Raw genomic sequence first — 25,806 nt, 5'->3', positions numbered from 1 at the left:
CGCAATGGGGATTTACCTTTTGCAATCTCTGGCCCCAACATGGGTACAGCAGTTAAGGAATCATGGAATTCGCGACTGGGCGTCATCCTTGCGGTGTCGGGTAGCGCGGTTGGACTGGGAAATTTTCTCCGCTTTCCGGGACAAGTGGCACAATACGGCGGAGGGGCCTTCATGGTGGCCTACTTTATCTCCTTTCTCCTCATCGGGCTTCCCATTTGCTGGGCTGAGTGGTCGATGGGGCGCTACGGTGGACAGCGGGGATTCCATACCACCGTGGGCATCCTGAACGCCGTCACCAAGCATCCGGCAGGCAAATACCTCGGAATCATCGGGATCATCATCCCAATTATCATCTACATGTACTACGTCTTGATCGAGGCATGGTGCCTTGGTTATGCGGTCAACTTCATGGCCGGGCGGATGAACTTCAGCGATGCCTCGCAGGTCAGCGATTTCTTTGTCGCCTTCACGGGGGCCGCTGCGGACGGCAGCGGGCTCGGGTTCAAGGGTATTTCGCAGGTCGGTATCTTCCTGCTCCTCTGTTTTGCGCTGAATTTCTACCTCATATATCGCGGCCTTTCCAAGGGGATCGAGTTTTTCTGCAAATACGCGATGCCGGCATTGATTGTTCTCGCCGTCATAATTCTCGTGCGGGTCCTGACTCTCGGGACTCCCGATCCAGCAACCCCGCAGAATTCGATCAATGCGGGCCTCGGCTTCATGTGGAACCCGACCAAGGTGATGGTCGTCGAGACAAGCGTCGACGGTGAATCCGGAGAGCTGGTGAGTACCGAGACCCCCGTTTTCGGAAAGCGCTTCATCGCTGAGGCGGAGGAACGGGCAGCCATTGAACCAGGTGTTGAAATTCGCCACATCGGCATTTTGGAACAGCTGAAGAATCCACAAATCTGGCTTGCTGCCGCCGGACAGATTTTCTTTTCCCTCTCGGTTGGTTTCGGGATCATCATGACCTACGCCAGTTATCTAAGCGAAAAGGACGATGTCGTCTTGAGCGGGCTGGCGGCAACCAGCGCCAACGAATTCTGTGAAGTTGCCCTTGGGGGATTAATCACCATCCCGGCATCGGTGGCCTTTCTTGGGGCGGCCGGAGCAGTCGGCAGCACCTTTGCCTTGGGATTCAATGTCCTGCCGAATGTTTTCAGTGTTATGCCGGCGGGGAGCTTTTTCGGATTCCTGTTTTTCTTCCTGCTTTTCCTTGCCGCAGTGACCAGCTCCCTGTCCATGCTTCAGCCGGGCATTGCCTTCCTGGAAAATGCGCTGGATATCAACCGGCGCCAATCGGTTGCAATCCTCGGCTTCATCACGGGCCTCGGCACCCTCTTCGTGGTCTATTTCTCAGGCGACCTGAAGGCCCTTGATACGATGGACTTCTGGATCGGCACCTTCCTGATCTTCATTCTGGCAACTCTGCAAATCATCGTCTTCGCCTGGGTCTTCGGCATTCCCAAGGGATTCAATGAGGCCTCAAAGGGCGCCAGCATCATGATCCCCCGCATATTTGGCCCGATCATGAAATATGTGACTCCGGTCTTTCTCCTGACTATTTTCTTTTTCTGGGTCTCTGAGAATCTCTTCGGCTACAACCTGATCACCGGTGAAGCCCGACCGTCGGCCTATGTGACTGACCTGTTCGGGGAAATCCCCAACCAGGTCGCATGGCTCTCCGTCGCAGTTATCCTGATGCTCTTCGGCTTTGTTTTCCTGATCGTCAACTCAAGCGCCTATTTCCAGAAGATTTCCCATGCGATCAAAACAACCACTAAACAGGAGGAAGAAGCATGAATACAGGTGGATGGATTATAATGGCCCTTTCCGTAGGAACCGTTTCAACCCTCTTTTGCTGGTGCATCTGGAAAGTCCTGACCACGCCCGGCGAGACCGAACACATTCACGGGTTTGAAATAGAGACCCCGGATGAAAAGGCGGACCGCGGAAACTCTTGAGTCGCCAGAACAGCACTTGATCGACTCCCTTTGATTCATGTCCAGGTTTTTGCTGATCCTTCTAATGCTTACGCCCTTGGTGGGCCTCGCCGAACTCGATCGCACCCTGAAAGTTGGCGTGCGTGATGTCCCTCCCTTCTCCGTCAAAACAAGCTCGGGAACATGGGAAGGCATTTCGGTTGAGCTCTGGGACCAACTCGCCGCCGATCTCGGCTGGGAATATGAGTGGGTGGAATTTAATTCCGTAACCTCCCTCCTTGATTCATTGGAATCCGGCTCAATCGACATAATCGCCTCCAGCATCAGCATCACCGCTGGCAGGGAGGAACGCTTCGATTTTGCACATCCATTCCTCAGCTCCAACCTGGCCATTCTCGCCCAACAGAAAAATGAAAACCGTTGGATCCGGGTCGCCCGAAGTTTTATATCCCTTCCGTTTATGGCCGCCTTGGGAAGCCTTGCCCTTGTCCTTCTCTTGGCAGGAGCGACCCTCTACTTCTTTGAACGAAAAGCCAACCCGGAGCAATTCAGTGACAAACCGGTCGAGGGCCTCGGGGACGCGTTCTGGTGGGCCGCGGTCACGATGACAACAGTCGGCTACGGGGATAAGTCACCGGTATCTCTTGGCGGTCGCCTGATCGCCCTGCTCTGGATGTTCATCTCCGTGATTATCCTGTCCACTTTCACAGCTTCCATTGTTTCCTCCCTTGCCCTTCCGGACACCGCCCAGCCGATTGAAGGCATTGAAGACCTCCGCTCGGAAAGAGTAGCCACCGTGGAGGGTTCAACCGCGGACATCCTGCTTGGAGCCAACCAGTTGCGCCCTGTTTACGTCGATAATTTCAGGGAATTTGCGGAAATTTTCGAATCGTCTCAAATTGAAGCCGCGGTGTATGACAAGCCCACCCTGCAATTCCTGACCAAACAGATGGGACGCGGTTTTTACCTGATCGACCTGCTCAATAATCAGGAAGACTATGGGTTTGTCCTGCCTGAAAACAGTCCCCTCCGGGAGGCCATCAATCGGGAACTGCTCATGCTGCTGCAACAGCCGCGCTGGCATGCGCTCAAGGCAAGGTATCTGCAGTAGGGAACGTCGGGCTTTTGGATTGCCTCTGGCAATTCATGCGCTCACCAATTGAGGCATACTTTTATGAAAACTTCAGCAGCTTATCAGGAACTCCTCACCACCTTGAAACGCCTTGATCGGCTCGGATCGATTGGCGGGCTCCTCTCGTGGGATGAATCGGTCAATATGCCACCCGAAGGTTCCGGCCTGCGCGGCGAACAACAGGGGCTTTTTACCGAGATTTTTCATCGCGAAGCATCAAGCCCACGGATCGGTGAGTTACTGAATACCCTCGAGAGTGACGCCACAAATCTCGATGAGGCGCAAAAGGCCGTCATCCGGGACGCCCGCAAGGATTTTGACCGCCTGACGCGCATCCCTGCAGAATTTGCCGCCCGCAAGGCGGAAGCCCGCACCGCTTCATTCAAGGCCTGGATCGAAGCAAGGGAGAAGGACGATTACGCACACTTTCAGCCGTATCTTCAGGAACAACTGGAGTTTGCCAAAGAGGAAGCGGGCTTTCTCGAGGCACCGAACATCTACGACTACTGGGTAGACCAGTTCGATCCGGGCATGACCAGCGCCATCATTGAACCGGTTTTCGCCAAGCTCCTGCCTGAACTGAAATCGATTGTGGAAACAATTCTCGCCTGCCCGGATCAGCCGGACAGCTCCATTTTCAAAGGGTTTCCCATTCCCGCACAGGAGGCCTTCCTGCGTGAGGTCGTCGGCACCCTCGGCTTCGAATTCAAGCGGGGCCGCATTGATACTGCCGTGCACCCGTTCTGCGGGGGCCATCCACAGGACACGCGCATGACAACGCGCTTCGATGAGAACAATCCACTCGATTCCATCACCAGCTCGATCCATGAAACCGGGCACGCTCTCTATGAACAGGGCCTGTTGGATGAATTTGCCGGGACCGCCCTTGGTGACTCGGTTGGCATGGCCTTCCATGAATCCCAATCGCGGATGTGGGAAAACCAGGTCGGGCGTAGCCGCGAATTCTGGAAATACTGGGAGCCGCGTTACCGGGAGGCCTTCCCCAGCCAATTGGAAAAGATCGGGTCGGAACAATTCTACCGGGCGATCAACAAAGTTGGCCTGACTCCGATCCGGGTTGATGCGGATGAGGTGACCTACAATTTACATATCATGCTCCGTTTTGAGCTTGAAAAGGGGCTTTTCGATGGGTCAATCGACACGAAATCCCTGCCGGAAGCATGGGCCGATGCCTCACAAAGGATCCTCGGGTTCACTCCGGAAAGCAACCGCGAGGGCTGCCTGCAGGATATTCACTGGTCAGACGGCCTCTTTGGCTATTTCCCGTCCTACTGCCTTGGAAACCTCCTCGCCGCCCAGCTCTGGTACCACATTCTCGGGCAAATCCCGGATTTGGAGAGCCACTTCGAAAAAGGTGAGTTTCAGCCCCTTCTCGATTGGCTGCGCCGGAACATCCACTCGAAAGGCCGGCGCAAGTTTACCCTTGAATTTATCAACGAGTTGACTGGAAAGGAACTTTCCCACGAGTTCCTTGTCCGGTATCTTAAGGAACGCTATTTGCCACTTTACACAGCTTCCTAATCTTTCAAATGTCTCCGAAAACCATTATGCGCCCGCTTTTAACTATTCTCCTCATTCTCACTGCCACGTCGGCCTTTGGACAAACCGTCCTGCTGAACACGCGCCTGTATCCGTTTGAGAACCTCACTCAGGATCAAGACACGCTGCAGCTCGACCTTCAGGACTTCTTCCAGACCTACCCAGCGCCGGGTCCGGTAGCCACCCTGAATATCCGCAAGCCGGTCTCGGAGGGGTTGAAAATCTTTTCTGTCGACTCAAATTCAGTCGAACTGATGTCCTACAAGCTGGCCTCCGGAGGTTCCTACGACGATCCTTACAGCGTCAGCGCAAATGATTTTGAATGGACTGAGCATCAGGTGCAATTCCAGCTGCTTGGTGACGAGGCTCCACTTACGGTGGCCAATTTCAAAACCTATGCCGACGACGGGGCTCTCTCGAACACCATTGTTCACCGCAACGAATCCACCGGGCGTCGCATCGGTGTGAATGGCTTGGAAACTTTCAACCCGTTGCCAATAATCCAATCTGGAGGATTTCGGTTATACGATACCGATGATTACCTTCTCGAATGGGTAGACACTCGTCCAGCAATCACCTTTGAGGAAACACGGGACAACACCAAGGGAACCATTGCCATGGCGCGTACCTCCGCCCTGAATTCCGCCACTTCCCAGTTTTTTATTAACCTGGAAAACAATTCGAATGCGTTCGGCAGCGCTTACACCGTGTTTGGGGAATTGATCGAGCCAGAGACCAGCCAGCCGATCCTCGATGATTTCGCCAATACGGACACGTATGACCTCTCATCGGTCAAGTCGAACGGACAACCAAACATCTTCGGTGGCCTGCCCTTTGCGGCCCTTCCGATGTACACGCCCGCATGGAATGAGAAAGCCAGCTATGTTCGCTTTACCTCCATCTCCGTCTCGGACGGTGATCCTTCGGGCCTCACATACAGCTGGGCATTTGTCGATGACGATGGGGAGGTGACTGATGAGGAGGCCGCCAACCGCGCCAGCTTTGATATTCAGATCAACGGATCAGAATTGGTCGTGAAGCGACTCGACAGCGGGGAAGCTCAAGTCGAGGTCACCGCAACCAACGGGTCCGGCGAAAGTGCCAGTTTTGAGGTTAGCCTGATCTCCTTCAATCTTGCCGCGCTCAGCGAATTCCCGACTGCCACCATCCAACAAGGTGGTATTCTTGCAAGCCCGTGGTATGGATCCTTCTACGCTGAAACTTTCCCATGGATTGTCCATGAAAACCACGGGCACCAGTATGTGGAACTCTACCAGTACCGCAGCAATCCGGATAACCCGAATAGCCAGCTCCTGAATGGCACCATGTACTACGATTACAATTTGGAATCGTATCTCTACACCTTTAGCGGGCTCTACCCGAAAATGTACGTATTCTCCCTCGGAAAGTGGGTCGAGTATATTGAAGACACAGGCAACGGCGATGGTACCTCACGCTGGTTCTATGTCTTTGATGGTGACAACTCCGGGTTCGTAATCGAGTCGGACTTGTAATATTTCCGTGCCCTGACGGGGCGCCCGTTTTTAGCCCCAGGCATCCGTTCCCGCGTTGCGGGTCCGTCAGCATCGGCTACATATTCCGGCCCGTTGGGCCATTGCTCGAGCCAGCAAACTATTTCCCTGTTTCCCCCCGCGGCCCGAAGGGCTGGCGGATCTAGCCCAGGTTGAGGGACCCGCAACGCGGGGACCGATGCCTGGGTTTTGTGCGCGGAAACGACATGGCGCCCTGACGGGGCGCCGGAACGAGGCCCTACTTCGGCTCTTGCCAGTGGATCACTTCACGGAACTCCGCCCGAAGAAGATCTTCCATTTCCTTGCGCAAGGAGGCAGGAACTTTTTCGATTGCACTTTCCAGATCAAGGAGCGGTTCCCGCACATCAAAGATCTCCTCGCCGGGAAGCTCGGATTCATTTGCTTCCTCTTCGAAATCAGCAGGGTCCTCAACGTCGTCCAGCGCGGGTGTTTCGAGCTCATCGGGAAGCGCTTGGGCTTCATCGGGGACATCCGCGCTCTCTACTGCGGCCACGGATACCGGCTCATCCGGCAGGAAAATGGGCGTCAAGCCCCGCTTGTTCTCAGGAATCAGGCGTTTTTTTTTACGCTCTCACCGGAATCCTGAAGGCCCTTGAGCTCACGGACGAGATTATCGATGGCCCGCACCTGGCTGGCCTCGACTGCGCGAAGGAGCGCCACCTCAAAGTTCACCTTTTCGGAAAGGCCTTTTTGCAGGCCAGTTTCACTCTGTTGAAGCGCGTCGAGCATGCGCAGGAGCGACTCCGAGGAGAGGCTCGCTCCCAGCTTCGAGGATTTACCGCCACCCTGAATTGCTTCCATAAGCGATTCACGGACAAGGGTTTCCAGATCAAGAAGAACCCGATATAGGTCGCGGCCTTCGGCACTGAAAGTCTCAACGAGCTGGACGATAGTCGGGAAATCCGCCTTGCCCATGGCTTCGCCCAGCTGCTCGATCCGGGATGATCCGACCAACCCGTAGACATCGAGCACATCCTGCTCGGAAATCTCTGTCCCGCAGAAGGAAATCATCTGGTCGAGAATGGACTGGGCATCGCGCATGCCACCGCTGGCCAGCCGGGCAATCGACCAGAGCGCTTTCTCATCCACTTTCACCTTCTCGGACTTGGCAATTTGGGTCAGCCGCTCAACGAGAACCTCCTCGGAAATCGGACGAAATTCAAAGCGCTGACAGCGCGAAACAATTGTCGCCAGGACCTTTTGCGCTTCCGTGGTCGCGAAGATGAATTTCACATGTGCCGGTGGCTCCTCAAGCGTCTTCAGAAGCGCATTAAAGGCGGAGGTCGACAACATGTGCACCTCATCGATTATATAGATTTTGAAAGTGCACTGGGCTGGAGCGTACTGGCACTCCTCACGCAGGGCACGGATCTGGTCAACGGAATTGTTGGAGGCCCCGTCAATCTCGATCACGTCCATGCAGCTGCCATTCATGATGGCCTGGCTGATCTCCGTCTCGTCGGAGGGATTGCTCTTGGGCCCGCCTTCTGCATTCAAGGCCTTTGCGAAGACCCGCGCCGTGGAGGTCTTGCCGGTCCCGCGTGGGCCGACAAACAGGTAGGCGTGGGCAATGCGCTCATTCTCAATGGCATTGCGAAGCGTCCGGACAATGTGATCCTGCCCCACGATATCTTCAAATCGCTGGGGCCGCCATCTGCGGGCGATCACTTGGTATTCCGCCATTCTACTCTGTTTCCGGGGTGATAATTGAAAAAAGTTAAAAAAGAGGGCCAGGCACCCTACGGCACACCCGGGTGCAGGCTACCGTTGCTGCCTTCCGGCCCTGGCGGAATTCACCAACCCGACGTTGCATAGGACCCGGCCCAACCTTCACGTTCCCGCATCCCCATCCGGATTTCAACCCTTTTTTCCGAAGTTTTGCGTAATCTCCACCATCAGGTCGCTGGCCAGCTCCTCCAGATCGTCTTGTAGTGATTCCGGCGATACCGATTTGGGCAGACGCAATCGGGCCTTGGCCTCGAAAATCGGGGTTCCTGACCAGGGTGCCGCCTGCAAACCGGTACTCAATTCCTCGACATTCACGCCTGCCTTCCGGAACGCCTCAAAGATCCGATAGACAATCCCGGGATGGTCCTGGCCGGAAAGCTGCAAGTTGGCAAGTGTCCCTTCAACCGGGCCATCCTCGCTGTCTGCCACTTCAACCGAACACTGGAAACCGTTTTCTTCAAGGAACCCAGTAGCTTCGGCGGAAAAGGCCTCCATGGTGTCACCGGGCAAGTTGATTCGGAGAATTCCTGAAAAGGATCCTCCAAGCCGCATCATCCGGCTGTCCAGCCAGTTTCCTCCATGCTCTGTGGCAATCCTCGCCAGGGTGGCCACTATCCCGGTCTTGTCCGGGCCGATCAGGGTGAGAAGTACTTCGTTCATATCGCCCAGAATAGAATCGGGGAGATGCATTCTGCAACACGGAATAACGTATCCAGTTGCTTGCCATCCGAAGCCCTGAGCGAAGCGAGGGGCGAAGGATGGTGGGAGATACTGGAGTTGAACCAGCGACCTCTTGCGTGTCATGCAAGCGCTCTAACCAACTGAGCTAATCCCCCGTTATCCAAGGGCGATAATCGCCACAAAGGAGGAGAAGTTGAGGATGCCAGCGTGTCTGTCAAGACTTGGATTCAAAGTCTTGAGGTGCAGAAACACGTTGCTGACATCCAAAGCTACGACATATCGCAGCCCTTCAAAATCACGACTCGCTCAGCCGCTTGGCTTCCTTTTCGAAGAGCAGCTCGTGCGTTTCCTCAATGATGGAAAGGAGTTTTTTGCCCGTTGGAAGGCTTGAACAGAGTGCCTCAAGCTCGGAGCGGACAGGATCGATATTCTCCGGGCTGGCTTTCTGCCCTGGGAACCAGTCAGCGGCATTTCCGAGCAGATTATAACGGAACTTGCCATAGTCGGTCATGTCATAGGCGCGGGCTAGATTCCGCAACTGGACAATCCGGCCAATATTGATCTGGCCGGGAATATCCTTGATTGGAGGCAGACCGAGAGCCCACGGATCACGTAATTCCGGTTCGACCTTCTCCTCGTAGCGCGTTTGCAGCCGCTTGAGGATCGGCCGGAGGAGAGCGGGCGCATCGGCGTTCAAATGGGGTAAAACATCGAGATGCTCCTCAAAATCAGAGGGCCGGGCCGCCCCGATACTGAGCGTATGGATCTCTTTGTTAATGAGGCAGAAAAGATCATTAAAAGTCATCGGATGGAGCGGCTCACAGAGCTCATGCAGCAGCGGTGGCGCCTTGTATAGCTGACCGCCCTTGTCACTCGGGCTGATGATGAAGATCCCCATGTCCCGCGCAGTGGCCGCCTCGATGCAGGACCGCGTCTCCTGGTAAATGTAGTACCAGTGGAGATTGATGTAATCGAGGCTTTCGCCGCTCTTTGGCTCCGTGTAGGCAATTGCCTTGTTAATCACCTCGACAGACCCGTGAGTCGAAAATCCGATAAAGCGGCACTTGCCCTCCCTGCGGAGCCGCTGAGCCGCCTCAAAGCAACCGCCGGGGCGGATCGCCCAACCGAGCTTTTCCTCATTGTTGATTCCGTGAAGGCCCAACAGGTCGACATATTCCAATTGAAGGCGATCGAGTGAATCGAGGACATTGGCATAGAACACATCCGAATCAGCATCCAGCCCGACCTTCGTCTGGATGATGAGCTTGTCGCGCTCCAGCTTTGGAAAATACTGCCCAAGCTGGCGTTCTGAACACCCATACCCACGGGCAGTTTCAATGTGGTTGATCCCCACTTCAAGGGAACGATTGATTGTCGCCTCCAGGTTCACCTGGGTCTTGGGATCAATCTCGGACAGCGGCTTATCCTCCCAGCCGTCCTGATAGCGCATTCCACCACAGGAAAAAACCGGCATGGAGAGACCCGTCCGACCAAAACGTCGATATTGCATGGAACGATTGTCAGATGCCATGGCATTAGCATTTACGAGGATCGCGGAATTGGTCAAACCTTGTGCAGGAATAATCTCTCACCCCTTGTTTTTGACTAAAAAAATCCGTTGCGTCTCAGCGTCTTTACGAGAGGATTTTGACATCCATGTTGCACACCCTTCGAATTGAAAACCTCGCCCTGATGGATGCAGTGTCCCTCGAGTTCGAAAAGGGATACACCGCCGTCACTGGCGAAACAGGGGCGGGCAAATCGGTGCTGCTGGGTGCCCTTTCCCTTTTATCCGGGGCACGGGCTGACAAGACGCTGATCCGGCAGGGAACCGATACCTGCACCCTCGAGGCGGCTTTTCATTTCACGGAATCCGCCCAGTTGGACTCCCTTCTAGAACAGATGGGGCTGCCGCTTTGCGAAGAAGGCCAGTTTCTCCTCCGTCGAATTGTCTCCAAATCGAAGCCGTCGCGCATCCAGATCAACGGCGCTATGGCCACCCAGACCCAGCTTCAGGAAATTGGAAAGCAATGGATTGATTTCCATGGACCGGGCGAGCCCCAGAAGCTGTTTCATGAGACGGAACAACTTGCCCTGTTGGACCTCTTTGCAGGCCTGAAAAAGGATTTGGCCGCCTACCGGAAAGAATACCGCGACTGGCGTGGTCAGCTGGAACGGATTGAGGACCTGAGGAAGGAAACGCGCCTTTCGCCCGAGGAGGCCGCCTTTCTTAACTCGCAGATCAAGGAAATCGATGAGCTCAAGCTGACGGATGAGCGCATCAGCCAGCTGGAACAGGATTTCCGGCGTATTTCGAGTTCCCAGGAATTGAAGGAGGCCTGCTCACAGATTGACGGACGCTTTCTTGGTTCCAAGGGCATCTGCAGCCAACTGCAGTCTGTTCTCCCCTTGGCCCGCAAGCTTGCTGAGCTCGACCCCTCAGCCGCTCAATTGGCCGACCGGGTGGAATCACTCGTTATTGAAGCAAACGATTTGTCCGGTGAATGGGCGGAACTGGCCAATGATGCCGACTTTGACCCGCGCCAGATCAAGCAGATTGAGGCGGACATGGACAAATGGCTCAATATCAGGCGGCGCTATGGCGCCTCGGTTGAGACCATTATCGCTAAACGGGAACAAATGGCGGAGCGGCTTTCCTTGCAGGGCAATATCGAGGAAACAATTGAAAAGCTTCAGCAGGAAGCGGACGAGAAACGGTCCGAACTGGCCAAGCTGGCGGCGGCCATGCGCTCGATCCGGCTCAAGGCTGCCCATAAACTGGGCAAGCAGAGCCAGTCCCTTCTGCAGGAACTCGGATTCAAGAACCCGAAACTTTCCATTGAAATTGTCGCCCGTGAAAAGCTCGGTCCATCCGGCGACTGTGAATGCCGAATGACCTTTTCCCCGAACCCCGGGAGCGATCAGCTTCCACTCAACAAGATTGCCTCAAGCGGTGAAATGGCCCGTGTGATGCTCGCCCTGAAGTCGGTCCTTGCGGCCGTCGACGCTACCCCGCTTCTCGTTTTTGATGAAGTGGATTCGAATATCGGCGGAGAGGTCGCAACCTCAGTGGCCGGATTACTGGCCGACCTTGGGCAGGACCACCAGGTTTTCTGTATCACCCACCTCCCACAAGTTGCTGCTGTAGCGAAAAATCACTACCTTGTGGAAAAGGACCAGTCCGACAAGGCGACTACTGTTTCCATCCGATGCCTCAACGACGACAAGACCCGCCGCTTGGATGAATTTGCGCGCATGCTGGGTGATCGCACCTCCAAGTCCGCAAGAAAACACGCGGAAGCCTTGCTCGGTCAATCCTCCTGATCCTCGAGATAGACCAGCTTCATGGGGCGCTGATTGACAAGTTTCGAGACCCAGTTGCGTACCCGTGGATCAATGAGAAACACATTCGTATACCAAAAAACCGGAATGATCGGCTCGGCCTCGAGCATGATCTCCTCGGCTTGCCGGACCATCTCAAGGCGGGAAGCCCGGTCCATCACATGTGTGGAGGCGGATAGGATCCGGTCATATTCAGGATTGGAAAAACCGGTATCATTGTTCGGGCTGTAGGAAAGCAGGGTGCGCAGGAAGGAATACGGATACAGGTTCCCGATCCAGCCCGCCCGGGCAATGTCGTAATCCATTTCCTTTGTCGTATTCAGGTAGACCTTCCACTCTTTGTTTGTCAGTGAAATATCGATACCTAGCTCATTCCGCCACATATTCTGGATAGCCTCAGCAATCTTCCGGTGGTTATCACTCGTATTGAAGAGCAACTCAATTTCAGGGAAGCCCTCCCCGCCCGGATAACCCGCCTCGGCGAGCAACTGCCGTGCCCTGTCGGGATCATACACATCCCGCACCGGCGATTCATAGCCGCCCAGCCCCGAGGGAACCATCGCCGTTGCCACCCGCTCATTTCCCTGCAAAAGGCGGCGGATGATCTGCTCCCGATTAATGGTCAGGGAAAGTGCCTTGCGGACCCGGACGTCATTCATCGGCGGGCGTGTCGTGTTCACGCGATAAAAATAAACCCCGGCAAAGGGATCGAAGCGAATCTTCTCCGGGAATCTCTCCTTGTACACCTGACGCATGTTAACCGGCACAGCATTTGTCACATGGAGCTGCCCGCTCTCGAACGCGCGGAGTTCCGTGTTCACATCACTGATCGGATAGTATTCCACGCCGTCCAGGCGGACCGTTTCGGCATCCCAGTAATAGGGGTTTCTCTCAAGCCGGATGACTGAATCGGGACTCCATTCAACCAGTTTAAAAGGTCCATTGCCCACAAAACTCTCCGGCGCAGTCCAACCACTGGAACGAACCCCTGCTCCGCCGTGGGCCTCGATCGTTGGCGGGTGCACGGGCAGGAATGTGTGATTGAGCAGCATCTTCAAAAAATCCGCCACCGGCTCATTTAATGTAACCCGGAAAACCCGTTCCGACTCAGCGGCGATCCCGACGGTTGAGATGTCCTCTATTTCACCACGGTGGTAGGCTTCCGCTCCCTCAATCATATACATCCAGTCGGCATATTCATTGCCCAGTCCCGGATTCAAAACCCGGCGCCAGGAGTAGACGAAGTTCTCCGCCAGCACGGGATCGCCATTGCTCCAGCGCGCGCCTTCCCTCAGGAAAAAGCGCCAGATTCGGCCGTCTTCGGAAACCTCCCAGCGCTCCGCCACTCCGGGATGCGGAATCTCGTCATTGGTTGGGTGGTAGGCAACCAGTCCCTCCATGAGGCACTGGATAATATTCACCTCGGGAGAGCCTGTCACAGTGTGGGGATCCAAATCACGCGGCTCACCGCCGTTACCCACTCGCAAAATATTCCCCTCCGTCACAGTGCCCACCTTGGAACACCCGGCCAACAGACATAATCCCAACAATATCACGCCCCGCACGACACACTTCATAAAGAACAGGCAATTAAATTCCATCCTGACTGCAACTGTGAAGGTCAATCTGGCCGAAACGCCAAAAGTGCCTCTCCCCAAAAAAGTCCCGACAAAAGTGGACAAAAGCGCCTCTCCCCAAGACAGTGTGGGCATGCAACAAACCGTGGATTGGGGCCGTACCGCCTACCGCGAGGCGTGGGACCGGCAACTGGAGCTTGTTGAAAACCGGAAAGCCGGAGGCTGTGCGGACACCTTGGTCCTGACCGAGCATGAGCCGGTCTTCACCATCGGGGCGCGGCAGGGGGCAGGCGATCATCTGGTCTGGACGCAATCCATGCTGGAAAGCCAGGGAATTGAGGTCGTGAAAACCAACCGGGGAGGCGACATCACCTACCACGGACCAGGCCAAATCGTGGGCTATCCCATCATGAGCCTTCGCGAACGGAAGGACCTGCATGCCTACTTGCGCGAGCTGGAGGAAGTCCTGATCCGGACGGTGGGTCACTTTGGTATCAACGCGACCCGCCGGGAGGGCAAAACGGGGATCTGGATCAAGGATCGGAAAATCGCAGCCATCGGAGTGGCCGTCAAAAGCTGGATTACCTACCATGGGTTTGCCCTGAATGTGAATCCTGATCTGGCCCATTACGCGGGAATTGTCCCCTGTGGAATCACCGATGGGTCCGTGACTTCGCTGGAGCAGGAATGCGAGGCCCCGCCTTTAATCGGACAGGTAAAATCTCGATTGATTCTTGAATTTTGGAACCTTTTCGGAAACCGTACCTGAATATGGATGGTCGCAAACCCAACTGGCTTCGAGCCAAGCTTCCGACAAGCCCGGAATACCGGAAAACGCGTGAGATCGTTGACGACAACACGCTGCATACAGTCTGCCAAAGCGCCCAGTGCCCGAACATGGGCGAATGCTGGAGCCGCCGGACCGCAACGGTAATGATCCTCGGCAATACCTGCACGCGCGCCTGCACCTTCTGCGCGATCAACACTGGACGGCCCACCGAGCTCGACTTGGCTGAACCGGCACGTGTGGCCATGGGCATCCAGAAGATGAATCTGAAGCATGCCGTGGTCACCTCCGTTGCACGGGATGATTTGAAAGACGGTGGGGCTTCCGTCTGGGCGGCGACCATTCGGGCCATCCGCTACCGCAATCCGGAGACCGCCATTGAGGTCCTCATTCCCGATTTCAGGGGACGGCTTGACCAGTTGGACATTGTTTTGGATGCCAAGCCGGACATCCTGAACCACAACATGGAAACGGTGAAGCGGCTTCAACGGCCCGTTCGCAAGACCGCTTCCTGGGAAATCACTTCCAAGGTCCTTTCACATGCCAAGTCGCGTGGCTTCACGACCAAGTCCGGGATCATGCTGGGCATTGGCGAGGAAGAGCACGAAATTGAGGAAACCCTGCGTCATTTGCACGATATCGGGGTCGATATCCTGACGATTGGTCAATATCTCCAGCCTTCCAAGGAGCACCGGAAAATGTTCCGCTGGGTCACGCCCGATGAATTTGACCACTGGAAGGAATTTGGCCTGAAGCTCGGTATCGGAGTGATCGAATCAGGTCCCTTGGTCCGCTCAAGCTACCATGCGGATGAACAATCCGATCGATATAGCCGTTCAAACGAAGAAGCTGCTGTCAGCGCCTGATCGGGAAACCGATAAATTACCGGTCCCTGCCAATCCAACCCTTGCGCCAGAAATAAACCGCCAGGCTGGTTGTTACAGTCAGGCACACTCCCCAGAAGACAAAGTACGAGTACATCCACCCCAATTCGGGAATGTACTCAAAATTCATTCCATAGACACCGGCAATGAAAGTGATTGGGATGAAGAAACTGGCCATGATGGTCAGGACTTTCATGATCTCGTTCATCCGGTTGCCCACGGATGATTGGTACAAGTCATTCAGGCTGGAGGCCGTTTCCCGATAACCCTCAAGAAGATCGATCACCTGCATGGCGTGGTCCTGGACATCCCGAAGAAAGGTCTTGAGGGGATCGGCAATCAGCCCGGAGTCATCCCGATAAAGTCCGTCAACAACTTCACGAATCGGCCAGACGGCCCGGCGCAGAAGGGAAAGATCCCGTTTCATGGAAAAGAGGCGACGCTGGGATGATGGACGCGGACTCTGGGAGATCTCCTCCTCCAGATCCTCCAAGGCGGCCCCATAACCTTCCAGAAGGGGAAACAGGTGGTCCACAATGCTGTCGACAAGGGCATAAAGCAGATAGTCAGCCAGGTTCGAGCGGAACCGGGAGGCGGGCTTTTCAATTCGTTTCCTCACGGAATCGAAAACATCCCCCTCCTCTTCCTGGAAGGAAATCAAGACATCCCTGAAACAGAAGAGACTGACTTGCTCATTTCTCAGCCGGTCATCCTGAACGCGTATTTGTCGGGCCACTACAAGAAGATGGTCCTCAAAGGTCTCGATTTTCGGGCGTTGGCTGGTATTCAAAACGTCCTCGGCAGACAGGGTATGAACACCCATCTGCTTGCAGATTTGATCAACATCGACCGGATTCAGCCCGTCTACATTAATCCATCGAACTGTTCCCTCGGGAGTCCGGGGCGTCGAGAGCAATTCATCGACTGTCTCAAAGTGAACGACCCTGTGATGGTCCGGCCCATAGTCGGTGCAGGTTATCCGCGACTTGCCCTGCGCTGGCCCGCCTTTTGCAAGGTAATGTTCAATTCCCGGTGCGGCCCCAGGTTCCGGCACGGGCGTTGAAAGCGGGTTCGTCGATTTTTTAAAGGGATGAAAAACATCCTTCCCCAAGCCGATTATCCGGGAGGTGAAAAAGCCAGCGGTCTTGGCTATTGCACCTGTCGTTACTTGTCCGACCGTTTTTGTTGAATCTTCCACATGCCGTTTCACGCTACAACCCATGTAGGCTTTTGAGGTCGAAGGCAACGTGGTATTTTGGGGATGTCCGGGAACCTGAAAGGGCTTGCTTGACTTGGAGCGCTCGGCGGGCCCAATTAATAAAGGTCTATTTATCCAGTTACTCTAGTACAAACACGACAGATCTTTTTCATGAGAAATTCCTCCATTCAATTCGGTCTTATTGGGGCCGGTCAGATTGCCCAATTCAGTGCCAAGGCGATTAACAGCCATCCAAAGGCAAAGGTTATCGCTGTACAGGACCTGAATCAGGAGCGAGTGGAAGAACTGCGCCGCAAATTCTCCATCCCACGGGCCCATGAAACAGCTGGTGAGTTGTTTGCGGACCCGGAAGTGGATGCGGTCTATATTGCAGTGCCCAATAAGTTTCATGCACCGCTTGCCAAGCAGGCTCTTGAAGCAGGCAAGCATGTCATTCTTGAAAAGCCGTTTGCCCTGAATTACAGCGAGGCGAAGGAAGTGGTGGAGGTGGCGGAAAAAACCGGCAAGGTCTTTACGCTTGGCATGAACCAGCGCTTTAACAAGGACAGCCTGAAGATCCACCAGCTTGTACAAGACGGGGTCCTGGGAGAAATCTACCACGCAAAGGCATTCTGGTTCAGGCGTTCCGGTATTCCCAAGCTGGGAACATGGTTTGGGAACAAAGCGCTTTCCGGAGGAGGCAGCCTTTACGATATCGGTGTCCACCTTCTTGACCTCGCCCTCTTTACCAGCAGCAACTTTGAACCTGTCAGCGTGACCGGATCCACTTACACCAAATTCGGCAATCGAGGCCTTGGTGAGGGCGACTGGGGCCATTCAGAACGGGAACATCCCGAATTTAATGTGGACGATTTTGCCAGTGCCCTTGTCCGTTTCAAGAACGGTGCAACCGTCACACTGGATGTTTCATGGGCCTGTCATGCCGAAGAGGATAACCGCAACGATGTGCACTTGTACGGCACCGAAGCCGGCGCGCGATGCTTCCCGGCAAAGCTTTTCAAATACGCGGATAAACCCGGGCAATATGAGGTAATTGAAAACCCGGAGGCGCAGCTCCCCTACTCGCCTGATCGATTTCACAATTTCGTCAATCACCTGCTCGGTCAGGAGGCACTCTGCGTGAAGCCGGAGGAAGCCCTCGTCGTGCAGCGCATTCTCGACGCTATCGCCGAATCTTCAGCTACAGGACGGGAAGTCCGGCTCGATTGACCGAACCGGTTTCCGCGTACCAGGAAGGGGTCGTCTGAGCCGACCTAGATCTCGTAGCCTTGTTCGTCGTGAAGACGAAGGTCGAGACCTGCCACTTCGATGTCCTCACTGACCCGTAAGCCAACGGTCAGGTCGACAACTTTGAGTACCACGAAAGAGACAACTCCACTCCAGACGATGGTCACAAGGACACTCAAGGTCTGTGACCAGACTTGTGCACCAACGCTCACACCGTCATCGAGTCCAATTCCGCCCATGAAGGACGCGGCACACAGGCCGGTCAGGATGGCCCCGATGATCCCGCCAACACCATGGACGCCAAAGACATCCAGGCTGTCATCATAACCGAGCTTCTTCTTGACCCGGGTTGCAAAATAGAAGCAGACCGCGCTGGAACAGAAACCAATCAGGAGCGCTCCTGCAGGCCCGGCTGTTCCCGAGGCTGGCGTAATTGCCACCAATCCGGCAACTGCGCCCGTGATCACACCAAGGACACTTGGCTTACCGTGACGGAACCACTCAATGAACATCCATGTCAAGGCGGCCATCGCAGTGGCGAGGTGCGTTACAAGGACAGCCATCCCGGCCACGCCGTCGGCCGCCAGTTGGCTCCCGCCATTAAATCCAAACCATCCGACCCAGAGCATGCTGCCACCCACTACCGCCAGTGGCAGGTTGTGCGGCTTGATCGGATCATTGGGATAGCCCGTCCGCTTGCCCAGCATGATACAGGAAACAAGACCGGCAATCCCGGCATTGATGTGGACAACCGTCCCGCCGGCAAAGTCAAGAACGCCCCAGTCCGCAAAAAGGCCACCGCCCCAGGCCATGTGGCAGATCGGCAAATAGGAGAAAATAGTCCAGAAGGTGAGGAAAAGGAGCATCGCGCTGAACTTCATTCGCTCAGCAAAAGCACCCACAATCAGCGCCGGGGTAATGATGATGAAGGTCATCTGGAACATGATAAAGACCGGCTCCGGAATCGACCCGTTGACGGTATTCACGTCCATGTGGCGCAAAAAAGTGAAATCCAGCCCGCCAATGAATTTGTTCAAGCCGCCGGCACCTTCTGAAAATGCCAGGCTGTAGCCAAAAACCATCCACAAGATGGACATCAGGCCCGCCATGGCCATGCAGTGCATCAATACGCTGAGCACGTTCTTCGCCCGAACAAGGCCTCCGTAGAAAAGGGCTAGGCCCGGCAGTGTCATGAACAGGACCAGCGCACAGGCGACAATCATCCAGGCGGTGTCGCCGGTATTGATTGTTGCCACCTCGGGCAGCTCCTGCGCCTGCAAAAGGGCCGGGAAAAGCGTGAATACAGAAAGAAACGGAGTCGATTTCCAGAGTGTCTTTATCATTGATTTGTGGGGTTGAGTGAAAGCTAAAAAGCAAGCAAAAACCGGGCCAATTCAGGCAATCTGGCAAAGGTTATACATCCGCAATTGTCTGGTCATAAAAGGCCAGGTAATCATCGGGCGCATCTCCAGCGCGGCAGGCCATGGCGCTGCGCGGGTGGCGATTCATCTGCCCGGTGATATTGTAGGGAATGGAAGGTCCCCAGTCGAATTCCTTGCGGATGGGAAGAATGGTATTCTGGATGCACTCGAGGACCGGTCGCAGCTTGAACTTGGGATTGCGGAGGAACCCCAGCAACAGCTCCATTGGACAATTGCCAGCCCCGCGGCCGAGCCCCATCATCGTGGCATCGACCCGGTTACAGCCAAGAATGATCGCTTCAATCGTGTTCGCGAAAGCCAACTGGAGATTATTATGCGCATGCATGCCAACCTCCATTTTTGCCCCCTCAACCGCTTTCATGTACTTCTTCACGAGGTAATCCACCTGCTCGCGATAGAGATTGCCAAAGCTGTCCACGACAACGACCACCCCGGCGGAAGTTTGCGCGCCAATTTCAAGGGCTTTGCTGATCTCCGCCTCGGAAGCCACGGAAACGGCCATGATGTTGAGCGTGGTTTCGTAGCCGAGGGAATGGCAATGCTCGATCATCTCGCGAGCCTCGGAGATCTGGTGCACGTAACACGCCACGCGGATCATGTCCAAAACGCTGTCCTTGCAGGGAAGAATCTGCTTGTTCCAGTCGCTTTTGCCACCGGCGTCCGCCATCGCACAAAGCTTGAGACCCGTCTTCTTCGCAGTGTGGTCGCCCACGACCCGGCGCAGGTCCTTCTCGTCACAATGCCGCCAGGGACCATACTTTTCCTTTGGAAAAACCTTGGGCGAGTTCTTGTAACCGATCTCCATGTAATCGATACCCGCCTCGACACAGGCCGTGTAAACCGCTTTCACCTGATCATCGGTGAAGTTGGAATCGTTAATCAGTCCACCGTCACGGATTGTGCAATCCAGAACCCGAAGTTCAGGCCGGTAGGTTATCCAGGGAGCTTTTTCACTCACGAATTGATATATTTGGGGTTATAGAGGCTGGTTGGAAAATCCAACGATGGAAGCCGGTTCGCTTGCCGCAAGCAGGAAATAGTGTCACGGTGACATAATGGAAGAGGCCCAATACAGCTGTGATATGGAGGTCCGCGATTACGAGTGCGACCTCCAGGGGATTGTCAATAATGCCAATTACCAGCACTATCTGGAACACGCCCGCCACAAGTTCCTGCAGGAACAAGGGGTCGATTTTGCCGAAGTGACCGCCCGCGGTATCTTCCTGATCGTGACGCGGATTGAGATCGACTACAAATATCCCCTCAAGAGCGGTGACCGCTTCCGGGTCAGTCTCCAGCTGGAACGCGTTTCACGGATCCGCTTTGCCTTCATCCAGGAAATTGTCCGCCTCGATGATGAGAAGCTGATCGTTCAGGCAAAGGTCCTCACGGCCGCCATGAATGACAAGGGCCGTCCCATGCTCCCAAAGGAGCTGGAACACCTGCTTAAATAAAGTTTATCAAGGGGCGTTATAGAATCTCGATACGGGCCACAGGCCCGCTTCCAAACCAAGCAACTCTGCTCTGCGGAAATCATGGAAGAATTATTAACGGATAAACCTGCCTGGGGACTCTCCCCCACTCCTCCACTTTTGCATCGCTTCAGCTCGCGATTTTCGTAGGGTAATCGCATGCTTCGTTTCACCCGTGCCATCGTTCCAACCCTTCTCACCGTGGCCATTGTCCTCGGCGGGTACTTCTGGATGCGCGAGGAAATCACCAGCCGGATTTACCGCGAAAAGCTGGATTTCCTTGCCAGCCAGTACTCGGCCCTCGCTGAACAATATAATGCCGCCGTCCGGCAATCCGCCATAACGGAACTCGAGGTGACTGCTGACGCCGTCGCGGTCCTTGTCCGCACTGTGGACGGCTCCATCAGGCGGGTGCCCACCCCCTTCAGTCCGAAGGAGGAACTCTATGTGGATTATGTTGTCGGTAACGGGCGTATCTGGATTCGCCGGGTCTTCGATGCCTCTACTCCCCCAGGGAGAGCCCTTGTGATTGACCCGATCTGGAAGACGGTTGACTGGGAATCCCCGGAATTGAGCTACGGCAAAGCCATCTACCGGACCCTCCAGCCCGGTATCTGGTCAATTCAGGTAAACGGGAGCGGTGCCCTCTCGCTTGAACGCGTCGACAGCTCCCGTGTTGCCGTTCTCCAGGCAAGCCCGGAGATCCGCACCTACGAGGAGATGCAAATTGCGCTTGATGCGGAGGTGAAAAGCATCGGAACCGAGGATTTCTGGAAATTGTTCCTCGGGCTCTTCAAATAGACTAAAGCGTTACTGCGGAATTATTTTCCCAGGAAAGAGCTGGCCTGCTCCTCAAAGGTCATCCACGCACTAACCAGGGCTCCGCGAGCCAGTTCGTAAGTTTCCGGGGAGGATTCACGGACCGCATTGATGGATTCCACGACTTTTGCGAGGGCCCCTTGCCAGCCGCTGTCACCCATTTTGCTGAGCATGTTCAAACCCTGTCCTGCTGCGGCTTCCGTCAGCTTGCCTTTCCATGAATCCGCTTGTCCCGTTGCCCAGCTGGCCAGCTTCATCTTGTCCTCGAAGGAAACAGTCGAAACGTCGTCCCAGCTAAGATTGGTAAAGTCGACCTCGGCAACCTTCGCCGCGGCAACTTCAACGGCCTTTTCAACTGCTTCAGTTCCACTGGCCATCAAAGAGTTGGCGGTCTCAGTCATGGCCTTTTCCACTGTTTCTTCTGCGGGCGCTTCAGAAGCGGCGGCCTCCATGGCTGGATCTTCCTTTTTGCCGCAGCCGGTAAATGCTATCGAAAATGCAATGAGATATAAGAATGGTTTTTTCATAATGTTCCTTGTTAGATGTTACTGCGAACAATCATCCTAATCTCGGCGGGGGCGGCTTGACAAGCCTTCTATGGCAGACAAAACCCAACAAAGGCGCCATAAAGTGAATCCACTCTGGCGCTGAGCTTCAAAAGTCTCCTAATAGAGAAAGATGTCCGATCAACCAACACCACCCAATCCGGGACAACCTCGTGAATTGAACCTGCAACAAATGGCCAATCAGTTCATGGCCGGGGTCCAGCGGCACTTCGACATGCTGGCCTTCAATCTCGCTACACGCGGGCTTGGCAGCGAAAACACCTACAACGAACTCATTTCTCGGGCGGGCGTCATGCCGGTCCCCCAGCTGCATCAGAACTTTGAGCAAATGCAGGCGCACGCGCGTGATCTTCTCCTGCGCCAAGTGATCAATGATGCGCTGAATCTCACCGTGACCTGCCTCAACAACACCCACCTGTTCCTCGCCCTGATCAAGGAAAAGCGGGAATCCGGTGGAAATGAGCTGACCCAGGAACAGCAAAAGGCTGCACAACAGGCCCAACAGGAATTCATCAAGGTGCGTCTTGAGGATAAATTCGATCGCATCGAGACGACCTACAAGGTCATGTGCGAACTGGAGGATTCCATTATCTCTCTCGCCTTCTGCCTACAGGCCCTCGTCACGCAAGGCGGTGTTGTCAGGAAGGCACAGCTCGGGGCCAACCAGCAGCTTGAGCTGGAACTTGTCCATGCCGCGCCTTCCCTCAAGAGCCCGCACAATCTCCAGCCTGCGAATATTCGGACCTACACGAAATCCTTCAGCGAAGAGGAGCGGATCATATTTTCCGATACCGACCTGCAATCGGTCATCCTCACGGTCGGGGTATTTGCCCGGCAGCTCTTTGAATCCGTGGCCAAATACGCCAGCCCGGAAGCCTGACCGAGGAAATTGTCCCACCAGCTCGTTCCCGAGCGGCCATTAACGCCTTGCGGCCTTGCTCTCGTCCTTCTGGAGCTGGGCCAGAATGTGCCAGATCTCATGGAAAGCTGACAGCTTTTCCCGTTGATCGGGCGTTTCTGCAATCCGTGACTTGAAATTGGGGTAATCGAGGAAAATGGCCAAGCTGGCCATGGCCGCGAGGAATTCTTTCCGGTTAGCGATGATCCGATAGCGATAGTCCGCCTGCTCCCAGCAATGCACCTCCAGCCGGAGACCGCAGAGCTGGAGCAGGTTGTCCAGGTCATTGCGGAAACGGGCGCGGATATGATACTCCTGCGGGGCCTTTTGTACGATGCTGTAGAATCCATGTTGAGTTGCGAGCCACATAAGGACGCCACTCTAGCATTCAGCCTCAGACACAGGTTGTCCGAGACCGGGACGAATAACCAAAATCCGGATCACTTTCCAGCTGGACGACCCAGCAATGCGCGGAATTGCATTTGCGCCGGATGCTCCGGCGGACGATCCATGGCCATGATCAGCTGCAGCATTCGCTCCGGTTGGCGCGCCTGAGCGGCTTCATGCAACTCTCCCATCCAACGCGGCATTTCCGAATAGGCTTCCTGCATCCCCTTCAAGGCCTCTTTGACGCGGGCTCGCAATGCCGGGGGCCCAATGACCCGGGCATGGCTCCCCCAACTCAGAATCCAACGTTCGATTTCCTCGAGCGAGTCCAGGCGCAAGCCAAGCTCCACACAGCCGCCATCGCGCTCGCGCAAGGTCTGGCTGGAATGCCATTGGCGTTCCCTCACCAGTTGCGCCGCAAAGGCATCAAATTCAATTTTCACCGCGTGGTCTCCCTCGCCCGAATAGACCCCAAACGATCCCATCAGGCGGTCTGTAATGGAAAAGTCCTCCGGCTTATCAAAGGGCTTTCCCACTTCGAGCACCCCCTCAATCCGCCCAAGGACAAAAGTCCGGATGTCTTTCCGTCCAAGGTCGTTCGCAAACAAGTACCACTGCCCGTCGATGCTCGCCAGATGGTAGGGTTGTACCCGGCGGCGCTCAGGCCGGCTCGCGTTCAGTTTGCGGTAAGAGATGGTCAGCTCCCGCCCTTTCTGCAGACCTTCCGTCACCTGCTTGAAAACCTCCATGTCCGTCAGCGCAACTCCCGTATGGTGAAAGGAGAGCGCTTTTGATAATTCCCCGGGATCGACCGTGATCTCTCGCTCCATCGTTGAGGCCAGCTTTTCAAAGGCTGCCGCCAGAGGCTCCTCAAAAGGCGTCCCGCGATATTGCGAGAGCGCTTTCTGAGCCACAAACAAGGCCAGCACTTCCCCCTCCGTCGCCGAGAGTGTCGGGAAACTGACCACCGATTCGGTGTAAAAATACCCGTGCTCCCCGGGATCATATTCAATCGGCATGCCCAGCTGGTCACGCATGTATTCGAGATCCCGCTGGATCGTCTTGGTTGAGACCTCCAAGTCCTTGGCAAGGCTTGTGCAATTGGGCAACTTGTTATCCAACAACTTCTTATGGATTTCCATCATCCGCCTCAGGGGCGGCCGGCTGCTCTGTTCCTTCTTCGTCATCGGTCACCCATGTCTGAGGCCTTTGGCGCCTGTTGTCCAGCTTCCTCGCACGCTCTCCCGTGTCCGTTTTTCCTTTTTTCCAGAATTTTTGTCCTCGCTTGTTGAAAATTGGAATTATTCTAATTAAGTTTATCCCCTCATGCTGAAAAACCTTCCAACCGAAGCCCAGGAAGCCTTGGACAAAGCGCTCACCGATCATGGTCTGCGCTCAACAAGGCAGCGCGAGCATGTCTTCAAGATCCTCCTGACGAAACGGGACCATCCCACTGCTGACGAAGTATATGCCCGGGCCAAAAAGAGCATGACTACCATTTCGCTGGCCACAGTCTACAACTGCCTTGAGACACTTGTTGGTTGTGGACTGGTCCGTGCCGTGAATTACGAGCGGGAACCCACTCGATTCTGCCCAAACCTATCGGAGCATGCCCATTTCCAGGATCGCAAAACCGGACGCGTCTATGATGTTGACCTTCCGACCGACCTGATGGACCGCCTGAAGAAGGTCCTTCCAGAAGGATATGAAGCCGACAGCATGGAGCTCTACTTTCACGGGAAAGCAAATAACCAGTCCTCGGACTAAAGAGCCAGAACACTTTAATAACACACACCAATTCTTACAGAACACGATATGAACGCACTCGAGATCAAAAAACTTAATGTCAGCATTAACGAAACGCAGATCCTGAAGGATTTTTCCCTCACGGTTCCGCAAGGCGAGATACACGCCATCATGGGTCCCAACGGGACTGGCAAAAGTACCTTGGCCAAGGCACTTGCCGGCCATGAAGACTATGAAATCACGAGTGGCGAGGTCTTCCTCAACGGTGAGCAAATTGTCGGCATGGAAGCCGATGAAATTTCCCGCGCCGGCCTCTTCATGGCTTTTCAGTATCCCAGTGAGATACCGGGCGTGAGCATCGCCAATTTTATTCGCGCGGCCCGTTCAGCTCGGCTGGAAGATGGCCAAAAGCTCAGCGCACCCGACTTCTACAAGGAATTATACGAAGAAATGGATCTCCTGAAAATCGACCGGGCCTTCACCAGCCGCTCGGTCAACGAGGGATTTTCCGGCGGGGAAAAGAAACGCTGTGAAATTCTCCAAATGGCAATGCTGAAGCCAAAGTATGCGGTCCTCGATGAAACAGACAGCGGTCTCGACATCGATGCCCTGAAGATTGTCGCCGAAGGAGTGAACGCCATGCGCGGCCCGGAATTGGGTGTCCTTCTCATCACACACTACCAGCGCCTCCTCAACTACATCGTGCCGGACAAGGTGCACGTCATGTTCGACGGGCGGATTGTGGAAAGCGGTGGGCCCGAGCTGGCCGAGAAGCTGGAATCGCAGGGGTATGACTGGGTCAAGGACTTTGATGCTGTCACAGCTTAACACCATTTAAAGGAA

At 55.0% G+C, this 25,806-nt stretch carries 25 protein-coding genes, 1 tRNA gene and 1 other RNA gene; 14 read left to right on the top strand and 13 right to left on the bottom strand.

Annotation, left to right across the window (positions count from 1 at the left end; all coding sequences use genetic code 11):
• Positions 1-39: 39 nt before the first annotated feature.
• From G0Q06_RS00605 to G0Q06_RS00585, 5 genes are all read left to right on the top strand, one after another.
• Positions 40-1,803 (top strand): SLC5/6 family protein, encoded by a 1,764-nt coding sequence (locus G0Q06_RS00605; protein ID WP_163961416.1) that lies wholly within the window; start codon positions 40-42, stop codon positions 1,801-1,803.
• Positions 1,800-1,964, top strand: a complete 165-nt coding sequence (locus G0Q06_RS00600) for a hypothetical protein (protein ID WP_163961198.1) — start codon at positions 1,800-1,802, stop codon at positions 1,962-1,964. The genes G0Q06_RS00605 and G0Q06_RS00600 overlap by 4 nt, the downstream gene beginning before the upstream one ends.
• Positions 1,965-2,028: 64 nt before the next feature.
• Positions 2,029-3,054: a transporter substrate-binding domain-containing protein gene (locus tag G0Q06_RS00595; protein WP_163961414.1), complete on the top strand. Its 1,026-nt coding sequence runs from the start codon at positions 2,029-2,031 to the stop codon at positions 3,052-3,054.
• 63 nt (positions 3,055-3,117) lie between these two features.
• Positions 3,118-4,617 carry a carboxypeptidase M32 gene (locus G0Q06_RS00590; protein ID WP_163961412.1) on the top strand — a complete coding sequence of 500 codons (1,500 nt, stop codon included), beginning with the start codon at positions 3,118-3,120 and terminating at the stop codon, positions 4,615-4,617.
• Positions 4,618-4,643: 26 nt separating this feature from the next.
• The gene (locus tag G0Q06_RS00585; protein WP_163961411.1) at positions 4,644-6,149 is read left to right on the top strand and encodes a peptidylprolyl isomerase; all 1,506 of its coding nucleotides are present in this window, start codon (positions 4,644-4,646) and stop codon (positions 6,147-6,149) included.
• 256 nt (positions 6,150-6,405) lie between these two features.
• On the opposite strand, the gene G0Q06_RS00580 is transcribed toward G0Q06_RS00585, so the two are convergent.
• From G0Q06_RS00580 to G0Q06_RS00555, 6 genes are all read right to left on the bottom strand, one after another.
• Entirely contained in the window at positions 6,406-6,717 is a 312-nt protein-coding gene (locus tag G0Q06_RS00580) for a hypothetical protein (protein ID WP_163961409.1), read from the bottom strand.
• 20 nt (positions 6,718-6,737) lie between these two features.
• A complete protein-coding gene (dnaX, locus tag G0Q06_RS00575; RefSeq protein WP_163961407.1) occupies positions 6,738-7,871 on the bottom strand; it encodes a DNA polymerase III subunit gamma/tau in 1,134 nt (377 codons plus the stop codon).
• A 42-nt stretch (positions 7,872-7,913) separates the two neighbouring features.
• Positions 7,914-8,012: signal recognition particle sRNA small type (ffs, locus tag G0Q06_RS00570), an RNA gene on the bottom strand.
• A gap of 33 nt (positions 8,013-8,045) precedes the next feature.
• Entirely contained in the window at positions 8,046-8,576 is a 531-nt protein-coding gene (locus G0Q06_RS00565; protein ID WP_163961405.1) for a glycine cleavage system transcriptional repressor, read from the bottom strand.
• Between the two features lie 99 nt (positions 8,577-8,675).
• Positions 8,676-8,752: transfer RNA gene (locus tag G0Q06_RS00560), tRNA-Val, on the bottom strand.
• A 140-nt stretch (positions 8,753-8,892) separates the two neighbouring features.
• Positions 8,893-10,107, bottom strand: a complete 1,215-nt coding sequence (locus tag G0Q06_RS00555; protein WP_163961403.1) for an aldo/keto reductase — start codon at positions 10,105-10,107, stop codon at positions 8,893-8,895.
• A 146-nt stretch (positions 10,108-10,253) separates the two neighbouring features.
• Here G0Q06_RS00555 and recN point away from each other — a divergent pair, with 146 nt between their 5' ends.
• Positions 10,254-11,921 (top strand): DNA repair protein RecN, encoded by a 1,668-nt coding sequence (gene recN / locus G0Q06_RS00550; protein WP_163961401.1) that lies wholly within the window; start codon positions 10,254-10,256, stop codon positions 11,919-11,921.
• Here the strand turns inward: recN and G0Q06_RS00545 are convergent.
• Complete coding sequence (locus tag G0Q06_RS00545) at positions 11,909-13,444, bottom strand: ABC transporter substrate-binding protein (RefSeq protein ID WP_163961399.1); 1,536 nt, start codon at positions 13,442-13,444, stop codon at positions 11,909-11,911. The two genes, recN and G0Q06_RS00545, sit on opposite strands and share 13 nt — an antisense overlap.
• A 10-nt stretch (positions 13,445-13,454) precedes the next feature.
• On the opposite strand from G0Q06_RS00545, the gene lipB reads away from it, so the two are divergent.
• Both lipB and lipA read left to right on the top strand, forming a co-directional pair.
• On the top strand, positions 13,455-14,285 hold the full coding sequence (gene lipB / locus G0Q06_RS00540; protein WP_238710176.1) for a lipoyl(octanoyl) transferase LipB: 831 nt from the start codon (positions 13,455-13,457) through the stop codon (positions 14,283-14,285).
• A 2-nt stretch (positions 14,286-14,287) separates the two neighbouring features.
• Positions 14,288-15,169 (top strand): lipoyl synthase, encoded by an 882-nt coding sequence (gene lipA, locus G0Q06_RS00535; protein ID WP_163961397.1) that lies wholly within the window; start codon positions 14,288-14,290, stop codon positions 15,167-15,169.
• A 16-nt stretch (positions 15,170-15,185) separates the two neighbouring features.
• Here the strand turns inward: lipA and corA are convergent, their stop codons facing one another.
• Positions 15,186-16,433 (bottom strand): magnesium/cobalt transporter CorA, encoded by a 1,248-nt coding sequence (gene corA / locus G0Q06_RS00530; RefSeq protein ID WP_163961395.1) that lies wholly within the window; start codon positions 16,431-16,433, stop codon positions 15,186-15,188.
• Positions 16,434-16,556: 123 nt separating this feature from the next.
• Here corA and G0Q06_RS00525 point away from each other — a divergent pair, with 123 nt between their 5' ends.
• Positions 16,557-17,615, top strand: coding sequence for a Gfo/Idh/MocA family protein (locus G0Q06_RS00525; protein ID WP_163961393.1), 1,059 nt, complete (start codon positions 16,557-16,559; stop codon positions 17,613-17,615).
• Between the two features lie 44 nt (positions 17,616-17,659).
• Here G0Q06_RS00525 and G0Q06_RS00520 read toward each other — a convergent pair whose 3' ends face one another.
• Positions 17,660-18,976 carry an ammonium transporter gene (locus G0Q06_RS00520; RefSeq protein WP_163961391.1) on the bottom strand — a complete coding sequence of 439 codons (1,317 nt, stop codon included), beginning with the start codon at positions 18,974-18,976 and terminating at the stop codon, positions 17,660-17,662.
• Positions 18,977-19,046: 70 nt separating this feature from the next.
• On the bottom strand, positions 19,047-20,033 hold the full coding sequence (locus G0Q06_RS00515; RefSeq protein WP_163961389.1) for a beta/alpha barrel domain-containing protein: 987 nt from the start codon (positions 20,031-20,033) through the stop codon (positions 19,047-19,049).
• A gap of 97 nt (positions 20,034-20,130) precedes the next feature.
• On the opposite strand from G0Q06_RS00515, the gene G0Q06_RS00510 reads away from it, so the two are divergent.
• The gene (locus tag G0Q06_RS00510) at positions 20,131-20,529 is read left to right on the top strand and encodes an acyl-CoA thioesterase (RefSeq protein WP_163961388.1); all 399 of its coding nucleotides are present in this window, start codon (positions 20,131-20,133) and stop codon (positions 20,527-20,529) included.
• 177 nt (positions 20,530-20,706) lie between these two features.
• Positions 20,707-21,348 carry a hypothetical protein gene (locus tag G0Q06_RS00505; protein WP_163961386.1) on the top strand — a complete coding sequence of 214 codons (642 nt, stop codon included), beginning with the start codon at positions 20,707-20,709 and terminating at the stop codon, positions 21,346-21,348.
• A gap of 20 nt (positions 21,349-21,368) precedes the next feature.
• Here the strand turns inward: G0Q06_RS00505 and G0Q06_RS00500 are convergent, their stop codons facing one another.
• Entirely contained in the window at positions 21,369-21,893 is a 525-nt protein-coding gene (locus tag G0Q06_RS00500; RefSeq protein WP_163961383.1) for a hypothetical protein, read from the bottom strand.
• 151 nt (positions 21,894-22,044) lie between these two features.
• Here G0Q06_RS00500 and G0Q06_RS00495 point away from each other — a divergent pair, with 151 nt between their 5' ends.
• A complete protein-coding gene (locus G0Q06_RS00495; protein WP_163961381.1) occupies positions 22,045-22,812 on the top strand; it encodes a hypothetical protein in 768 nt (255 codons plus the stop codon).
• 39 nt (positions 22,813-22,851) lie between these two features.
• Here G0Q06_RS00495 and G0Q06_RS00490 read toward each other — a convergent pair whose 3' ends face one another.
• Positions 22,852-23,199 carry a hypothetical protein gene (locus G0Q06_RS00490; RefSeq protein WP_163961379.1) on the bottom strand — a complete coding sequence of 116 codons (348 nt, stop codon included), beginning with the start codon at positions 23,197-23,199 and terminating at the stop codon, positions 22,852-22,854.
• 71 nt (positions 23,200-23,270) lie between these two features.
• Complete coding sequence (locus G0Q06_RS00485; RefSeq protein WP_163961378.1) at positions 23,271-24,404, bottom strand: helix-turn-helix transcriptional regulator; 1,134 nt, start codon at positions 24,402-24,404, stop codon at positions 23,271-23,273.
• A gap of 139 nt (positions 24,405-24,543) precedes the next feature.
• On the opposite strand from G0Q06_RS00485, the gene G0Q06_RS00480 reads away from it, so the two are divergent.
• Together G0Q06_RS00480 and sufC are read left to right on the top strand one after the other, a co-directional pair.
• Positions 24,544-24,984 (top strand): Fur family transcriptional regulator, encoded by a 441-nt coding sequence (locus G0Q06_RS00480; RefSeq protein WP_163961376.1) that lies wholly within the window; start codon positions 24,544-24,546, stop codon positions 24,982-24,984.
• A 48-nt stretch (positions 24,985-25,032) separates the two neighbouring features.
• Positions 25,033-25,791 carry a Fe-S cluster assembly ATPase SufC gene (gene sufC, locus G0Q06_RS00475; RefSeq protein WP_163961374.1) on the top strand — a complete coding sequence of 253 codons (759 nt, stop codon included), beginning with the start codon at positions 25,033-25,035 and terminating at the stop codon, positions 25,789-25,791.
• Positions 25,792-25,806: the final 15 nt, after the last annotated feature.

It is taken from the genome of Oceanipulchritudo coccoides, from assembly GCF_010500615.1.
GTDB lineage: Bacteria > Verrucomicrobiota > Verrucomicrobiia > Opitutales > Oceanipulchritudinaceae > Oceanipulchritudo > Oceanipulchritudo coccoides.
Note: the sequence above shows the minus strand (reverse complement) of the source record. Positions and strands in the feature narration are given on the sequence as shown.

What these genes read in the sequence shown, in the direction of transcription:
- G0Q06_RS00480 (WP_163961376.1), top strand. Translation starts at nt 24,544, where the DNA reads ATGCTGAAAAACCTTCCAACCGAAGCCCAGGAAGCCTTGGACAAAGCG.
- G0Q06_RS00525 (WP_163961393.1), top strand. Translation starts at nt 16,557, where the DNA reads ATGAGAAATTCCTCCATTCAATTCGGTCTTATTGGGGCCGGTCAGATT.
- G0Q06_RS00595 (WP_163961414.1), top strand. Translation starts at nt 2,029, where the DNA reads ATGCTTACGCCCTTGGTGGGCCTCGCCGAACTCGATCGCACCCTGAAA.
- G0Q06_RS00585 (WP_163961411.1), top strand. Translation starts at nt 4,644, where the DNA reads ATGCGCCCGCTTTTAACTATTCTCCTCATTCTCACTGCCACGTCGGCC.
- sufC (WP_163961374.1), top strand. Translation starts at nt 25,033, where the DNA reads ATGAACGCACTCGAGATCAAAAAACTTAATGTCAGCATTAACGAAACG.
- G0Q06_RS00485 (WP_163961378.1), bottom strand. Translation starts at nt 24,404, where the DNA reads ATGACGAAGAAGGAACAGAGCAGCCGGCCGCCCCTGAGGCGGATGATG.
- G0Q06_RS00565 (WP_163961405.1), bottom strand. Translation starts at nt 8,576, where the DNA reads ATGAACGAAGTACTTCTCACCCTGATCGGCCCGGACAAGACCGGGATA.
- G0Q06_RS00605 (WP_163961416.1), top strand. Translation starts at nt 40, where the DNA reads ATGGGTACAGCAGTTAAGGAATCATGGAATTCGCGACTGGGCGTCATC.
- recN (WP_163961401.1), top strand. Translation starts at nt 10,254, where the DNA reads ATGTTGCACACCCTTCGAATTGAAAACCTCGCCCTGATGGATGCAGTG.
- lipA (WP_163961397.1), top strand. Translation starts at nt 14,288, where the DNA reads ATGGATGGTCGCAAACCCAACTGGCTTCGAGCCAAGCTTCCGACAAGC.
- G0Q06_RS00495 (WP_163961381.1), top strand. Translation starts at nt 22,045, where the DNA reads ATGTCCGATCAACCAACACCACCCAATCCGGGACAACCTCGTGAATTG.
- G0Q06_RS00600 (WP_163961198.1), top strand. Translation starts at nt 1,800, where the DNA reads ATGAATACAGGTGGATGGATTATAATGGCCCTTTCCGTAGGAACCGTT.
- G0Q06_RS00520 (WP_163961391.1), bottom strand. Translation starts at nt 18,976, where the DNA reads ATGATAAAGACACTCTGGAAATCGACTCCGTTTCTTTCTGTATTCACG.
- G0Q06_RS00490 (WP_163961379.1), bottom strand. Translation starts at nt 23,199, where the DNA reads ATGTGGCTCGCAACTCAACATGGATTCTACAGCATCGTACAAAAGGCC.
- dnaX (WP_163961407.1), bottom strand. Translation starts at nt 7,871, where the DNA reads ATGGCGGAATACCAAGTGATCGCCCGCAGATGGCGGCCCCAGCGATTT.
- G0Q06_RS00505 (WP_163961386.1), top strand. Translation starts at nt 20,707, where the DNA reads ATGCTTCGTTTCACCCGTGCCATCGTTCCAACCCTTCTCACCGTGGCC.
- G0Q06_RS00500 (WP_163961383.1), bottom strand. Translation starts at nt 21,893, where the DNA reads ATGAAAAAACCATTCTTATATCTCATTGCATTTTCGATAGCATTTACC.
- G0Q06_RS00555 (WP_163961403.1), bottom strand. Translation starts at nt 10,107, where the DNA reads ATGCAATATCGACGTTTTGGTCGGACGGGTCTCTCCATGCCGGTTTTT.
- G0Q06_RS00590 (WP_163961412.1), top strand. Translation starts at nt 3,118, where the DNA reads ATGAAAACTTCAGCAGCTTATCAGGAACTCCTCACCACCTTGAAACGC.
- G0Q06_RS00510 (WP_163961388.1), top strand. Translation starts at nt 20,131, where the DNA reads ATGGAAGAGGCCCAATACAGCTGTGATATGGAGGTCCGCGATTACGAG.